Annotated in this window: 14 protein-coding genes; 6 read left to right on the top strand and 8 right to left on the bottom strand. The window is 63.0% G+C overall.

Going from position 1 to position 14776, the window contains the following annotated elements; genetic code table 11:
• The first annotated feature begins 69 nt into the window (after nt 1-69).
• The gene (locus NKH98_RS07325; protein WP_352897384.1) at nt 70-687 is read left to right on the top strand and encodes an MOSC domain-containing protein; all 618 of its coding nucleotides are present in this window, start codon (nt 70-72) and stop codon (nt 685-687) included.
• 384 nt (nt 688-1071) lie between these two features.
• On the opposite strand, the gene NKH98_RS07320 is transcribed toward NKH98_RS07325, so the two are convergent.
• Both NKH98_RS07320 and tsaA read right to left on the bottom strand, forming a co-directional pair.
• A complete protein-coding gene (locus NKH98_RS07320) occupies nt 1072-1383 on the bottom strand; it encodes a DUF2293 domain-containing protein (RefSeq protein ID WP_254819015.1) in 312 nt (103 codons plus the stop codon).
• Nucleotides 1380-1904 carry a tRNA (N6-threonylcarbamoyladenosine(37)-N6)-methyltransferase TrmO gene (tsaA, locus tag NKH98_RS07315; protein WP_352799480.1) on the bottom strand — a complete coding sequence of 175 codons (525 nt, stop codon included), beginning with the start codon at nt 1902-1904 and terminating at the stop codon, nt 1380-1382. The genes NKH98_RS07320 and tsaA overlap by 4 nt, the downstream gene beginning before the upstream one ends.
• 139 nt (nt 1905-2043) lie before the next feature.
• Here tsaA and NKH98_RS07310 point away from each other — a divergent pair, with 139 nt between their 5' ends.
• Nucleotides 2044-3066 carry an ArsR/SmtB family transcription factor gene (locus NKH98_RS07310; protein ID WP_254819013.1) on the top strand — a complete coding sequence of 341 codons (1023 nt, stop codon included), beginning with the start codon at nt 2044-2046 and terminating at the stop codon, nt 3064-3066.
• Nucleotides 3066-3983, top strand: coding sequence for a methylenetetrahydrofolate reductase [NAD(P)H] (metF, locus tag NKH98_RS07305; RefSeq protein WP_254819012.1), 918 nt, complete (start codon nt 3066-3068; stop codon nt 3981-3983). The genes NKH98_RS07310 and metF overlap by 1 nt, the downstream gene beginning before the upstream one ends.
• A 460-nt stretch (nt 3984-4443) precedes the next feature.
• On the opposite strand, the gene NKH98_RS07300 is transcribed toward metF, so the two are convergent.
• A complete protein-coding gene (locus tag NKH98_RS07300) occupies nt 4444-5361 on the bottom strand; it encodes a DMT family transporter (RefSeq protein WP_352897382.1) in 918 nt (305 codons plus the stop codon).
• Between the two features lie 222 nt (nt 5362-5583).
• Between NKH98_RS07300 and NKH98_RS07295 the strand changes: the two genes are divergently transcribed.
• Nucleotides 5584-6804: an alanine racemase gene (locus tag NKH98_RS07295; protein ID WP_254819010.1), complete on the top strand. Its 1221-nt coding sequence runs from the start codon at nt 5584-5586 to the stop codon at nt 6802-6804.
• An 85-nt stretch (nt 6805-6889) separates the two neighbouring features.
• On the opposite strand, the gene NKH98_RS07290 is transcribed toward NKH98_RS07295, so the two are convergent.
• A complete protein-coding gene (locus tag NKH98_RS07290) occupies nt 6890-7621 on the bottom strand; it encodes an SDR family oxidoreductase (RefSeq protein WP_352799482.1) in 732 nt (243 codons plus the stop codon).
• 123 nt (nt 7622-7744) lie between these two features.
• Between NKH98_RS07290 and NKH98_RS07285 the strand changes: the two genes are divergently transcribed.
• On the top strand, nt 7745-8638 hold the full coding sequence (locus NKH98_RS07285; RefSeq protein WP_352897380.1) for a LysR family transcriptional regulator: 894 nt from the start codon (nt 7745-7747) through the stop codon (nt 8636-8638).
• A 117-nt stretch (nt 8639-8755) separates the two neighbouring features.
• Here the strand turns inward: NKH98_RS07285 and NKH98_RS07280 are convergent, their stop codons facing one another.
• Both NKH98_RS07280 and NKH98_RS07275 read right to left on the bottom strand, forming a co-directional pair.
• Entirely contained in the window at nt 8756-9928 is a 1173-nt protein-coding gene (locus NKH98_RS07280) for a lytic murein transglycosylase (protein WP_352799485.1), read from the bottom strand.
• A gap of 80 nt (nt 9929-10008) precedes the next feature.
• Nucleotides 10009-10800 carry a glycoside hydrolase family 25 protein gene (locus NKH98_RS07275; protein WP_352799486.1) on the bottom strand — a complete coding sequence of 264 codons (792 nt, stop codon included), beginning with the start codon at nt 10798-10800 and terminating at the stop codon, nt 10009-10011.
• A 406-nt stretch (nt 10801-11206) separates the two neighbouring features.
• Between NKH98_RS07275 and NKH98_RS07270 the strand changes: the two genes are divergently transcribed.
• Nucleotides 11207-12586: a serine hydrolase domain-containing protein gene (locus tag NKH98_RS07270; protein ID WP_352897377.1), complete on the top strand. Its 1380-nt coding sequence runs from the start codon at nt 11207-11209 to the stop codon at nt 12584-12586.
• A 209-nt stretch (nt 12587-12795) separates the two neighbouring features.
• On the opposite strand, the gene NKH98_RS07265 is transcribed toward NKH98_RS07270, so the two are convergent.
• Nucleotides 12796-13461, bottom strand: a complete 666-nt coding sequence (locus NKH98_RS07265) for a class I SAM-dependent methyltransferase (protein ID WP_352897375.1) — start codon at nt 13459-13461, stop codon at nt 12796-12798.
• Nucleotides 13458-14705, bottom strand: coding sequence for a BtaA family protein (locus NKH98_RS07260; protein WP_352897373.1), 1248 nt, complete (start codon nt 14703-14705; stop codon nt 13458-13460). The genes NKH98_RS07265 and NKH98_RS07260 overlap by 4 nt, the downstream gene beginning before the upstream one ends.
• Nucleotides 14706-14776: the final 71 nt, after the last annotated feature.

The raw sequence follows: 14776 nt of genomic DNA, 5'->3' as shown, positions 1-14776 counted from the left end.
TCAGCGCTTTCGACTGGACCTGATGAGCTGACCGCGGCTAATTGCGCGTATCACGCGAGGCAGGAACCCATGCCGGATCTTTTTCCCGAAGCCGAAACTCCGGCCGAGATCGTGCCCGCGCGAAAACTCGCCGCCAGGGTGGCAGCGCTTTACCTCGCACCGTTCGATCATTTCGAGACACGGGCAGTGGATACGTTGCAGCTCGGCTTCGATGGCATCGATGGCGATTTCCACGCCGGCACGACGCGGCGCTCCGGCGGGCGCGAGCCCTGGTATCCGCGCGGCACCGAGATGCGCAACGAACGGCAATTGTCGATCGTGGCAGCGGACGAACTGGCAATCGTCGCCGAACGGATGGGCATCGCCGAGATCAAGCCGGAATGGATCGGCGCCAATCTCGTGATCGAAGGCCTGCCGCACCTCTCGATGTTGCCATCCGGCACGCTGCTGTTCTTCAAAGGCGGCGCAACCGTCAAGGTCGACGCGCAGAACGGGCCTTGCCGGATCGCGGGCAGGTCGGTCGCCGAGCATGCCGGGATAGCCGACGTCGAGGCCGGCGCGCTGCTGTTCCCGAAAGCAGCGAAGCGGTTGCGCGGGCTCGTCGCCTGGGTCGAGAAGCCCGGCACGATCACTGCCGGCGAGGAGATTTCGGTGCGCGTGCCGGAGCAGTGGATTTACCGGGCCTGATTGTTTTCTAGGCAAGGCGGCAAAGCCAGTCAAAGCCGCGCGCTGCGTATTTTGTTCTTGCTTTGTGCCGGCAGCTATGCTACTAATTTCGGCATGGTGCTAATTGGCTCCAACGATCCGCCCTCCGAGGCGGTTTTTTTGTTTCTGGCTTTGAAAGTTCCGATGTTGCCGGCCTGACGTCGGCAGGACAGCGCCCCCCTCTGTCCTGCCGGACATCTCCCCCTCAAGTGGGGAGATTGGCAGCTTCGGGGATCGCACTTTTCCTGCATCCCTTCGAAAATTGGCGAAAGCGACGATGACGGCCAATCTCCCTCCTTGAGGGGGAGATGTCCGGCAGGACAGAGGGGGGCGCCGTAGAACTCGACGCGTGTGTCTGCCATCGCTCTATTCCTCGTCCTCATCATCGAGCAGACGGGTGGCACGCCAGCGGGTTAGCACGATGTTGGTTTGCTCGATGACGAAGAAGCGCGCGGAATCGCGGTCATAGCCTTCGGCCAGCAGCTTTTCGTAGTCGGTATGGGCGTGGCGGATATGCGCTATCGTCGCCAGCCACACCGCAATGCTCGGTGGCAAGGTCTTCATGTGCACGGCGCCGGCATCGGCACGGATCTTTTCCATGTCGGCATAGGGCGCCAGCGGCAGGAGCGCTGTCAGTGCCTTGGCGATGGCGCGGCGGCGGCCGGTCGGGGCGCTCACTGCCCGTCCGATCTGGACAACTCGTCCCGCCCGGCCATGGTCGCCGCGGCGAAGGCATCGGTCGAGGCGAAGTAGGGCTTGATGTCGATGACCGGCGTGCCGTCGAGCACGTCGATGGCATCGAGATCGATGCGGCCGGTATCGATATCGACGGCAACCAGCCTGGCGACATGCAGCCCAATTGGGTTCGGCCGGGCAGGGGAGCGCAGCGAAAAGACGCCTTTCGGCTCCATGGCATGGCGGGGTTTCTGGATAATCAGTTGCCGCGGCGCATGGTGCAGCCAGGACAGGACGATCACATGGCTGGCGCGTTCCAGCCCAAGCAGGCCCTCACGATAAAGCGGGTCGATGACCAAGTGCGCCGGCTGTCCCGTCTCCCGCGCGGCCTTCATGTTTTTGGGGCAAGTCTCCCGCGTGATCCAAGGCGAAGCGATGCGGCCGATGAACACGACATGGCCATCCGGCGGCATCGTTGCCGGGTCGGTTTCCAGGAGCTTTTCGCCGCTGCGCGTTTCGAACATGGGCCTCGCCTCGATGCATCCGGCTTTGCGCGATCCGCTGCGCATGCGTCATTTTCTTGTCCGGAAGCGACATAGCGCTTGCAAGCCTATCAAAACCGACATAAACATATGTTTATATCTTTTCAAAGAGAATGCTCGCATGCATGTCGCTCTCGACACGATGGTAGATACATTGAAGGCGGCTGCCGAATCCAGCCGGCTGCGTATATTGGCGCTGCTGTCGCGCGGCGATCTGACCGTTTCAGATCTCACCGAAATCCTCGGCCAGTCGCAGCCGCGCGTCTCGCGCCATTTGAAATTGCTGCTGGAGGCAGGGCTGATCGGCCGCTACCAGGAGGGCTCGTGGGCTTTCTTCCGGCTTTCGGATTCCGACACGTCGCGCGATTTTGTGCTCAGGCTGGTCTCCGGCATCCGCGGCGCCGATCCGCAGGTCGAGCGTGATCTCGAACGGCTGGCCGCGGTCAAGCGCAAGCGGCAGGACCGGGCTGCCGAATATTTCTCGGTCAACGCCGCAAGCTGGGACCATATCCGCTCGCTGCATGTGCCAGACCGCGCCGTCGAAGCAGCCCTCATCAAGCTCGTCGGCAAGCGGCCGTTCCAGTCGATGCTCGATCTCGGCACCGGCACCGGACGGCTGCTCGAGATATTTTCGCCGCTCTATCGGCGCGGTATCGGCATCGACATGTCGCGCGAAATGCTGACGGTGGCGCGCGCCAATCTCGACAAGGCCGGCATTTCGAATGCGCAGGTGCGGCAGGGCGACATTTTCGCCCCGCCGGTCGAACGCGACGCCTTCGATCTCGTTACCATCCATCAGGTGCTGCACTATCTCGACGATCCTGCCCGCGCCATCCGAGAGGCGGCGCGTCTGTTGCGCCCGGCTGGCAGGCTGGTGATCGTCGATTTCGCGCCGCACACGCTGGAGTTCTTGCGCGAGGAGCACGCGCATATGCGCCTCGGCTTTTCCGACCGGCAAATCGCCGACTGGTTTTCCGAGGCCGGCCTTGAGCTCGAGGACAGCCAGGAATTCGAACCGCGCGGTGGCAACGAGGCCAAGCTCACCGTCAAACTCTGGCTCGGCCGCGATCGGCGCATGCTGATTGCCGAGCCTTCCAACGACAGACAACCGGCCAATGCGTATCCGATAGGGGAAACCGCCTGATGAACCAGTTCCGCTTCTCCCGCCGTCCCGACATCGGCGACAAGGTCAGGGTGTCGTTCGAGTTCTTTCCGCCGAAAAACGACGAGATGGAAGCAAGGCTGTGGGACACGGTCACCCGGCTGGAGCCGCTCAAGCCGAAATTCGTCTCGGTCACCTATGGCGCCGGTGGTTCGACGCGCGAGCGCACGGCCCGCACCGTCAAGCGCATCCTCAACGAAACGTCGCTGACGCCGGCGGCGCACATGACCTGCGTCGACGCGGCGCGCCACGAGGTCGATGCGGTGATCCGGGAGTTCGCCGATATGGGCGTCAAGCGTTTCGTCGCCCTGCGCGGCGATCCGGCCGAGGGCGTCGGCGCGGCTTACCGGCCGCATCCGGAAGGCTATGCCAATGGCGCCGAACTGGTCGATGCGCTGAAGGGCGCCGGCGATTTCGACATATCGGTCTCGGCCTATCCGGAAAAACATCCGGAGAGTCCGGATTTCGCCACCGATTTCGACATGCTGAAGCGCAAGGCCGACAATGGGGCGACGCGGGCGATCACCCAGTTCTTCTTCGACAACGATCTCTATGAGCGCTATGTCGAGCGGGCACGGCGGGCCGGCATCTACATACCGATCGTGCCGGGCATATTGCCGGTGCACAATTTCACCCAGGTCGCCAACTTCTCGGCGCGGTGCGGCGCCTTGGTGCCGGCATGGCTGGCCGAGCGTTTCGATGGGCTGCAGAACGATCCGCAAACGCATGCGCTGGTGGCATCTGCCGTGGCCGCCGAGCAGGTGCTGGACCTTGTCGAGCGCGGCGTCGGCGATTTCCACTTCTACACGATGAACCGGGCCGATCTGGTCTTCGCCATCTGCCACATGATCGGCATCAGGTCGCACGAAGTCGAGGCGGCGGGATCCGCCGCAGCGTAAGGCGGCAAGCTCCTTTTTGGAATGTCAAAGATCGGCGGAATGCAAAAGGCCGGGCAAAATGCCCGGCCTTTTCAATGGTTTGTAGTATTCGGTGCTGGTCTTCCCCCGCTTAGCGGCCTTATGGAAGGACGCCCATAATGAGGGCGCCGATGAATGCAAACGCAGCACAAATCATCAATGCGTTGATCGGCCTCGTCAGTCCCATGTCATAGCCTCCTCTTAAGAGCTATGGCGAGAGTCTAGGGTCATTTGTGCCACAGGCAAGCAGAAACTTTGCTGCAATGCGACGAGATTGTGGAATTTGCGACCTGCCGTTTGCCGTTAGGCATTGAAACTCTTGGTCAAAAGCCGGCGTTGGACCTGTGAATAATTTGTGGCGAAGCCGGGCAGCAACGAGAATGGCAGCGCTACCGCGGCGGAAATCGGAATCGATTTCGAGCTGAGAGTTGGGGAACATGCTCTAACGCCGCCCGAACAAGCGACCGTCGATGGTGACGAGGCCGAGCGCAATCAGCGCCATACCGCCCAATTCGAACAGTTCGAGCCGCTCGCCCAGGAACAGCAAGCCGAGCAGGATGGCACTGGCCGGCACGATGAGCGTGACCAGCGAGGCGTTGGTGGCGCCGGCCGAGGCGACGAGGTTGAAATAGAGGATGTAGGCGAAGGCGGTCGACAGCAGCGCCAGCGCCAGCACCGCCGCCCATACCGGCGGCGAAGCCGAAAACAGAGTGGCAGCGTCATAGGTGAACAGAACGACCGGGATCATGATGATGGTCGAGCAGGTCAATTGTCCGGCGGCAATGACCGGTGACGGCACACCCTTGAAGCGGCGGGCGATCATCAGCGCAACCGCATAGGAGACCGAGGCACCGATGAGCGCGAATTTCGCCCAGACCGGCCCGCCGAGCCCGGCGACAAGGCCAGGACCGATCATCACCGCCGTCCCCGCGATACCGAGGGCGATGCCGGCAAGCTTGTTCCACGACAGTTTTTCGTCGCTGGTCAGGGCGTTGGCGAGGATCAGCGTCCAGAACGGCGTGGTCGAATTAAGCACCGAGGCGACGCCGGCGCCGAGCTCGGTCTGGCCGGCAAAGATCAGCGAGAAAGGGATGACATTGTTGGCGAGCGCCAGCAGGAAGAACAGTCCGGCATGTGGGAAGGCGAGGCGAAAGGATGGACCGCGAACCGCAAGGTAGAGCTGCAACGCGGTCGCCGCGATGGCGACGCGAAACAGCACCAGCACCAGCGGAGGGAGTTCCGACACCGCAATGCGGGCAAAGAAGAACGAACCGCCCCAGATGGCGCCGAGCAGCAGAAGCTGGGCCCAGTCCTTGAGCACCATCGGCCCGCGCATCGTGGTGGTGGCAGCTATCGCCATTGGTCGTCCTCCCTGACGAAATGCGTGCTCTTCAGGCATCTGTTCACGCATACCCGGTCCAGTTGCAAGGGCCACCCGAAACCTGAACGATGGCCTAGCTCGCTGATAACCGGCGCACAGAACGGCGTAGCGCCGCGAAGCCGGGGCGGCGAGACATAGAATTGTTTTCATTAGCCGCTAGCTTGGATTAATTGTGCGCAGCCTCAGTCAAGGGATTCGTCCATGCAGCGATTCGAAAATGCCCGCGAGGCAGCGCTGGCGCTTCGCCCGGACGATCCGATCTATTGCTTCCGCCCGCAGGTGCTGAAGGCGGACGCCAAACAGTTCATGGGCATGTTTCCCGGCAAGACCGCCTATGCGGTCAAGACCAATGGCGAGCAGATCGTGCTCAACGCGCTGGTCGAGGCCGGCGTCAGCGCCTTTGATGTGGCCTCGCCCGGCGAATTCGCCGCCGTGCGCGCCGTCTCGCCGGACGCCGAGATGCTCTACATGCACCCGGTGAAGGCGCAGTCGGACATCAGGCTGGCGCTGGAAAAATACGCCATCCGCGTCATTTCGCTCGACCATGAGGACGAGATCACCAAGCTGACCAGGGTGGTGCGGGCGCTCGACATCGACCCGGGCGCCATCACCGTGTTCGTGCGCATCCAGACGAAGGGCTCGGCGGCCTACGAACTGTCGAAGAAGTTCGGCGCCGGACCTGCCAATGCGGTCGAACTGGCCGAACGGCTGAACCGGACCGGCTACAAGGTAGGGCTGTGCTTTCACGTCGGCAGCCAGATCGAGGATCCCGACACCTACGAGCGGGCGCTGGCCTCCGCCGACTGGGTGCGCAACCGCGTCGGCTTCGACATTGCCGGGCTCGATGTCGGCGGCGGCTTTCCCGCCGAATACGGTCATGATCCGAACAGCCGCAAGCCGGAAATGCCGTCGCTCGGCCAGATCATGTCGCGGCTGTCGGGCGACCTCCAGGAGTACCAATTCGACCAGATGCAGCTGGTGGCCGAGCCCGGCCGGGTGATCGTGGCGCGCTGCCTGTCGCTGATCGTGCGCGTGCTGCTGCGCAAGGGCAAAAGGCTCTACATCAATGACGGCATCTGGGCGTCGCTGTCGGATTCATGGACCGGCAAGATCACGCTGCCGGCACGCTTCATCCCCGATCCGGCGATCCGCTCGCGCAATGGCGAGGACAAGACCATCGTGCCGTTCAAGGTCTGTGGCGCGACCTGCGATTCCGTCGATATACTGTCGCGGCCGTTCTGGCTGCCCGAAACCGTCGATACCGGTGACTGGATCGAGATCGGCCATATCGGCGCCTATTCGCTGTCGCTCCGGACACGGTTCAACGGCTTCTATCCCGATACTTTCGTCGAGGTGGCGACGCCATTCGACGAAGGCGATGCACCGCAGGGGTTTGCCAGCCTGGAGACGATGGCGGATTAGTTGATAGTGAATGGAAGCGGTTCTTGCGTTCCGTCCGCTTCGGTGAATCGTCACCCTTCACCCTTCACCCTTCGCCCCCGAGTAGTCAGGCTACTCCGCCGCCGGCCTGGATGTTCTCGCCGGTCAGCCAGCGAGCTTCGTCCGAAGCCAGGAAAACCGCGACATCGGCGACGTCGCGCGGTGCTCCGATCCGGCCGAAGGGCGACATGCCTGCGGCCACGGCCCGGTCCCGCTCCGGAAGCAGGTCGGTGTCGGTGAAGCCTGGCGACAGCGCATTCACGGTAACGGCGCGCGGGCCGAGTTCGCGCGAGAGGACGCGGACGAACTGCTCGACGGCTCCCTTGCTGCCGAGATAGAGCGCCGTCTGCGTGAAGAACATCTTGGTTCCACCAGTGGAGACGGCAATGATGCGGCCACCGTCGCGAACGCGGCGCGCCGCCTCCTGAAGCGTGAAGAAGGTGCCCTTGGCATTGGTGCCGAACACATGATCGAAGTCCGCTTCGGTAGCCTCGACGAGCGGCTTTATGACGGCGACGCCGACATTGGCGACGACGATGTCAATCGGCCCCATCTGCCTTTCGGTTTCGTCGAACAGCCGGCGAATGTCGGTGATGCTGGAGACGTCCGCCTGGATGGCGACGGCTTTTCCGCCATTCCCTTCAATGGCGGCAACGACTTCCCTGGCGGCTTTCTCGTTGCCGACATAGTTGACGACCACGGCAGCACCCTTGGTTGCGAGCCCCTCCGCGATGGCGCGTCCGATGCCGCGCGAACTGCCGGTCACAAGTGCGGTTTTGCCTTCGAGTGGACGATGCATGGCTGTTCCTTCCGTCTGGATACGGCCGCCCCGATCGAGCGGCGTTCCAGCGATAGCTAGGGGCATGCTATTGCTCAGAGAATAGCCTATTATCTAACTGACTTGTTAAGCCTGGGGTACATAATGCGCGGAACCGAGTTTTCCGAACTCACGGCATTTGCAACAATCATCGAAGAGGGCAGCTTTGTCCGCGCCGCGGCCAAGCTCAGAATTTCGCCTCCAGCACTCAGCCAGACGATACGCGGGCTGGAAGACCGTCTCGGTGTCCGCCTGCTCAACCGCACCACGCGCAGCATGTCGCCGACCGCTGAGGGCGAGAAGCTGTTTGCCCGCATCGCGCCGGCGTTCAGCGAACTGGAAGGGGCCGTCGCCGATGCGCATGCATCACGCGGCCGGCCGGCAGGCTCGCTGCGCATCAATGTTCCGCGCATTGCCGCCACGCGTTTCATCGCGCCGATCCTCGGCGACTTCCGCCGCGCCTATCCCGATATCGCCCTCACCATCATCGTCGACGACATGCTCACCGACATCGTCGAAGGTCGCTTCGATGCCGGAATCAGACTGGGTGAGCGGCTGCACAAGGACATGGTGGCGGTGAAGCTCAGCGAGGAACTCGAGATGGCCGCAGTGGCGGCGCCGAGCTATCTGGAGCATCGCCCGATACCCCGCCATCCCGCGGACCTGCATCAGCACCAGTGCATCAATTTCCAGTGGCCGAGCGGCGGCAATCTCTACCGCTGGGAGTTCGCCCGAGGCCAGCGTGCCTTGGAAGTGGCCGTCAGCGGCGGCCTGACGGTAAACGATACGGACCTGATGATGGGGGCGGTTCTGGATGGGGTCGGGGTGGCGTACATGCTGGAATATCAGGTCCGGCCGTGGATCGAAGCGGGAAAGCTCATCCGCTTTCTCGAAGCCTGGTCGCCTAGATTTCCGGGCTTTTATCTATATCACGCGAGTTCCCGGCCGGTTCCCGCGCCGCTGCGAGCGTTTATCGATTTCCTGCTGGCGAGGCGGTGAATAGTGAATAGTGAATAGTGAATAGTGAATAGTGAATAGTGAATAGTGAATAGTGAATAGTAGCATCTCTGGTGCTCAAGTGCGGCTCCGGTGCTATTCTTTTACCATTCACCACCCTCACAGTCTCGCCAGCAGCTCCGGCGTCGGCCAGCCGTCGACCGGAAAGCCCAGCCGCATCTGCTCCTTGCGGATCGCTTCGCGGGTGTTGGTGCCGAGGATGCCGTCGACGGTGCCGACGTCATAGCCTCTCGCCTCGAGCTTGGTCTGTAGCGCCTTCATCTGCTCGCCGTCGAGGCCGGGGTCGGGGTTGCGCGGATCGAATCGCGGAGCGCCCCCCAGCCGGGCGGCAAGATTTGCCGCGGTAAGGGCATAGGTAAAGGACTGGTTCCACTCGAGATAGACGTCGAAATTGTCGTAGGTCAGGAAGGCTGGCCCCTTGCGACCCATGGGTAGCGCCAGGCCGGCCTTCAGGCCGTTGTCGAGAAGCGGCGTGCCGTCGGGCCTGGTAACGCCCCACTGGCTCCATTGCGTCAACGGCAGCTTGTTGGTGCGTCCCGTCTGCTCCCACGGCAAGTTGTCGGGCACACGGACCTCCTCGATCCAGGGCTGGTCGCGCTTCCAGCCGCGCGATTGGATCTTGCTGGCCGTGCTCATGATCACGTCCGGCGCGCTGCCGCGCAGGTCGACCCGGCCATCGCCGTCGCCGTCGACGCCGTGGCCGAGATAGTCGGAAGGCAACATCTGCGTCTGGCCGATCTCGCCGGCCCAGGCACCGGTCACGTCGGCCGGCACCACGCCGCGATTGATCAAGATCAGCAGCGGAACGATCTGCGGCCGGAACAACTGCGGGCGGCGGCAGTCATACGAGAGGCTCACCAGCGCATTCAGTGTGTGAAAATCGCCTTGCACGGCGCCAAAATCGGTTTCAAGGGCCCAGAAAGCGGCAATGACCGGCGCCTGGACGCCGTATTCGCGATCCGCGCGGGCAAAGACCTCGGCATATTTTTGCAGATTGGCCGCACCTTGCTTCAGCCGATGGGACGAGATCATGCGGTTCGAGAATTCGATGAAGGTCTGGGTGAAGACGCCCTGGGCGCGGTCGCGTGCCAACGCCTTCTCATCGAGGGTGGCGTTTTCCAGCGCGTCAAGGCCGGCAGCGCCGACGCCGGCCGCCCTGGCCTCCGCCGCCACGCCCTGCTTCCATGCCTCGAAATCGCCGCCGCATTGCTGTGCCGCCGCCGGCACGGCGCTCAGGAGCAGCGCCGCGAGAAGTCCAAAGCGCAATCGCATCGCCATCCTTCCGAAAAGATTACCAGCGGTTGCAGGCATTTGTCATTGGCTGTGTCGAAAAGCAGGCGGCAGGCCCGGTGTCAACGGGTGTTCTGCCGCAACCACTTCTTCCACGCGGCTTCGGAGCCGTTGAAGACGTTGATGTCGGCGTTTCCGGCCATGCCCGGCACGACGCCCGTTCCGGTATACTGCCAGAAGGTGAAGGGATGGCTGCCGTATTTCTGGCGCGGATGCCCGGCGACGGAGCGCAGCCAATAGGGGTAGCCGCGGAAACCCGACAAACCATTATCTTCGAAGAAGTCGAGCGACGTGTAGATGATCGGCTTCTTGCCGTAGTGTTTTTCGACGATTTCGAGGAACGTGCTCATCTCGCTGCGTACCGTGGCGGGATCGGGCCGCAGCTTGCACGTCGGCGATTTCGGGTTCCATTCCATGTCGAGGACCGGCGGCATCGCCGAGCTGTCTTTGGGCACGTTCTGGATGAACCAGCGCGCCTGGGTCGCGGCCGGCGTGCAAAAGTAGAAGAAGTGATAGGCGGCGCGGGGGATGCCCGAGGCCTTGGTGCGGCTCCAATGCTCGTTGAAAGCTTCATCGAACCGGTCTCCGCCCTCGGTTGCCTTGATGAAGGCGAAGGAGATGCCGCTGGCCCTGGCCGCCGGCCAGTCGATCGAGGTCTGGTATTTGGAGACGTCGGTGCCGTGGACGGCATAGCTCCACGGTGCGCCGCTATCCCATTCATGCGGGTCGGAATCGGCAAAACGGGGCGCGCGTACCGCAACCGTCGCGGCACTGGACGACGATGGCGTCAGATCCTCGACCGTCGAGCAGGCACCAAGCAGCATCAGCGTGATGAGGACCGCGAAACGGCGCATCGCTACTTCCCGAGCCGGTTTCAGCCGGCCGCTGATGGGTCTTTCCGCGGGTGGCCCCTCGACCGGGCGCAGCGTGTCTGAAACCGACTTACGCGACGCGCCTGGATCTTCGTTTCATGCATTTCCCAAACCGTTGCGCAGTTTTGGGACGCATGCATTCAAGCCCCGCCGGACGGTCACCCCACAGGATCGCCCGGTCTGTCCAAGCGCGTCGCTTCGACGCGCTTGGCTCTTTTGTCTGTGCATGTCGTGGTCCCAAAACCGCTGCGCGCTTTTGGGCGACATGCACCTGTGATCGCCGATCATGGTTGATATTCGGTTGACGGCGCTCGACAAGAGCCGCGATTTTGCCGAAACAATGGCGGCAAATCGATGACATAGATCGAGCGCGCCGGGGGAACTCAAAATGCAGATCCTTTTGAAGTTCGTCAAATGGCTGCTCGGCCTGGCTGTGCTGGCCGCCGCGATACTCGCCGGCTGGCTGTATTTCGCGCCGCCGGAACTGATCCGCGTCGGTTCCGGCTATGCGGCCAAGATCGTCTGCTCGAACGTCTTCATCGCCGGGCGCGACGCCAACGACGTGCTCGCCGTCGATGTGCAGGCGCCGGGTCATCCGCTGCTGCAGCTGATGAGAGTGTCGGTGGACAAGGAGAAGGGAACGGTTTCGGCGGGCCTGTTCGGCGCGCTCGGCAAAAGTGTCGCGGTCGCTCGCGAGGGGCTCGGCTGCGCCTCGGTTCCCGACGGGGATATTGCCGCCGCCAAGGCTATCGCCGGCGCTCCACCGACGCCGGCGCCGCTGCCCGATGCGATGTGGCCGGAAGGCGACGATGTCGGTGCCTCGCAGGATCCCGAGGTTGTGAAGGTCCTCGACGATCCAGCAATGACCGGCGCCGGGATGCGGGCGGTGGTGGTGGTCAAGAGCGGCCGCATCGTCGCTGAGCGCTATGGCGACGGCTTTTCCGAAAAGACGCCACTATTGGGCTGGTCGATGACCAAGACGGTGAATGCGGCGATCGTCGGCACGCTGGTGAAGAGCGGCAAGCTGGCGATGACCAACCAGGGCCTGTTCGGTCCCTGGAAGGGAGATGGCCGCGCCATGATCAGCCTCGCCGACATGATGGCGATGTCGAGCGGGCTGGAATTCAACGAGGATTATGGCGACGTCGCCGATGTGACGCGTATGCTCTATCTCGAACCGGACATGGCGGGCTTTGCCGGATCCAAGCCGCTGACCGGTGAGGTCGGCAAGGTGTTTTCCTATTCGAGCGGCACGGCGGTGATGCTGTCCCGATTGTGGCAGGACGCGATCGGCGACAAGGACAAGGCGCTGGCCTGGCCGAGGGCCGCGCTATTCGATCCGCTCGGCATGCACAGCGCGGTGCTTGAAGCCGACGAGCACGGCACCTTCGTCGGCTCGTCCTATCTCTATGCCACGGCACGCGATTGGGCGCGCTTCGGCCAGTTCCTGCTGCAGGGCGGCGTCTGGAACGGCAAAGAGATACTGCCCGCCGGCTTCGTCGACTGGATGCGGGAACCGGCAACTGCCTCGAAGGTCTACGGCAAGGGGCAATTGTGGATCGAAGGACCGGGCGACGAAGAAAACCCCGGCGCCGGCCTTGCCACAGGCCTGCCCAAGGACACCTATTGGATGGAGGGGCATGACGGGCAAACGGTCGCCATCGTCCCCTCGGAGCAGCTGGTTGTGGTGCGGCTCGGCCTGACGCCGGCCAGGCTCGGCTACCGGCCGCAGGCGATGGTGGCGGCGCTGGTCAAGGCGCTGCATTAGGCTGTATCGATACTAAGGTGATGCCGGCCTGCAAACGGTGGTTTCCTGCGCTTGCGGCCTTCGCCGGCCAAAGCACTTATGGAGCGGTCGTGGCAGTTAAGGCTACGGCCGGCGTAGGCCGGTGCTGACGTAGCCAAAAGGACGCTCCGCTCCGGTTCTCGGAACCCCCGTCTTCGACTCGGCCTGACCTGAATCTCAACACATCCTGGCTATCGAACTGGGCCGATCACGGCGAGCCACGCATAGCCGCGACAAAGCGTTTGGAAACGGAAGCTTGCGCCGGTTCTTGCAGATTCCGAATCCAGAACCGCGCGCAACGATTCACGCGGCTCGACGTGGAATTTTTTCAGCCAACCGCGCAACAGCGTGCGGAACCAGCTGGGCAAGGCTTCCTGCTGGCCAAAATCGACGACGTGCAGCGAGCCGCCCGGTGACAGGGCAGCAAGTGCCGCGGACACCGTCTTCTCCCAGCCGGGGATCATCGACAGCGAATACGAGACAAAGACGCGGTCGAAACTTTTGACGCCGAACAGCGCCTTTGCGTCGAAATCAGTGGCGTCGCCACGCGCCAGGATGACGCGGCCGGAGAGGCCTTCGCGCGCGAGGGCGGCGGTGGCCGTCTCCAGCATCTCGGCCGAAATATCGAGGCCGAAGAAGCGCGCGCCGGGATAGCGGCGGGCAGCCAGGATGATGTTGCGGCCGGTGCCGCAGCCGAGCTCGAGCACGGTGCCGCCGGCGGGCACGTCAAGCCCTGATATCAGCCGGTCACGGCCGAGCAGATAATATTTGCGGGTCAGGTCGTAGATATGGCGCTGCCAGCGGTAGACACCGTCCATCAGTTCGGCATGGCTGGCCGGCAATTCGGTCGTGCTCATGCGGACCGCTTCACATAGAGATGGAAGCCGCCATAGATGGCCGAGCGATCGCAGGCCGAAAACTCGCGCGAGGCGTCGTTCTCGTAGCGCCACTGGTCGAGCAGCGAATTCGAGACGCGGCCAGGCAGCAGGCTGGGTTCCGCTGCGGTACGGAAGATGACGCGGGCGCCTGTGGAGGCGGTTCGGGTGATCTCGGCCCACAACCCGTTGAGCTGGCCGTCGGTCATCCAGTCCTGTGCATCGAGCAGCACGAAGCGGTCGACCGAGCCGGCATCCTTGCCGGCAAGGAACTCGATCAGATTGGCGTGGTGGATGGCAACGCGATCGACATTGTTGCGGATCGTCTTGTAGTTGCGTTCTTCGAGGTAGGCGGGCAGGGCGGCTTCGCCCGGATTAGGGTAACGGCGGGCGAAAGCCTGCCAGGCGAAATAGTTGGTCTTCAGCGGAAAATCGCAGGCGAGCTTTTCCAGTCGTGCCTTCAGCACGCTGGCCATGGTGCCGTCACCCGAGGTGATCAGCGAATCGTACTGAGCCGGCGGAATGCCGAGGCCGAACAGCGAGGCTTTTCGCGAGGTCGCCCATTTCAGCAGTGGTTTGTCGAAGACCGGCGCCAGCTCTTCGTCGAAGAAGCGGCGTTGATCCGCGATGCTCTTGGCGTCCATGATGCCGGCCGGGTCGACGCCGAAGAATTTTGCGGTGCGGTGGCCCATGGCGATGAACAGGCCAAGCAGGCCGGTCTGGTAGAAATTGCGGTCGAAGACAGCGATGCGGCGACGACCGCGCCAGTTGCGGCGCTCCCAATAATGGCGGCTGACGGGGTCGAGATGCGGTGCGATGAAGCGATCATAGGCCTGCGAATTGTGCCCGGTCCCAGCCGCACCGAAGAAACGGAACAGGTCGCCCTGCGACGGCAGGTGACGCACCGCTGCGAGCTTCATGCGGTCCAGCGCAATATGCGCGGCGTTGAGGTCGACGGCATCGATCCTTTCTGGCGACCGGGTGAGATAGGCGAGGATGTTACAGCCGCCGGAGGCAATGGTGACGATGCGGTGGCCCTTGCCGAGTTGCATCGCGTCCATGTCGATTTCGGGGTCTTCCCAGATCTGCGGGTAGACAAGGCCGGAGAACAGGAAGGCGAACAAGCGCTCGGAGATGCCGGCTTTCGACAGCGGGCGGTTCTGGTAGACGGCCTTGCCGACTTCCTTGCCGCGGCGAAAAACCAGTTCCCCAGAAATGTCCGTCATGGCAAGGCGATTCCCCGTTTGCTTTGCCGCAAGCGGGTAACGCAGGTGGATGACAGGCCGGTGACAACCTG

The sequence above is a fragment of the Mesorhizobium sp. M0833 genome, assembly GCF_040319905.1.
In the GTDB taxonomy this organism is placed as follows: domain Bacteria; phylum Pseudomonadota; class Alphaproteobacteria; order Rhizobiales; family Rhizobiaceae; genus Mesorhizobium.
This window is presented reverse-complemented; position numbering and strand designations above follow the sequence as displayed.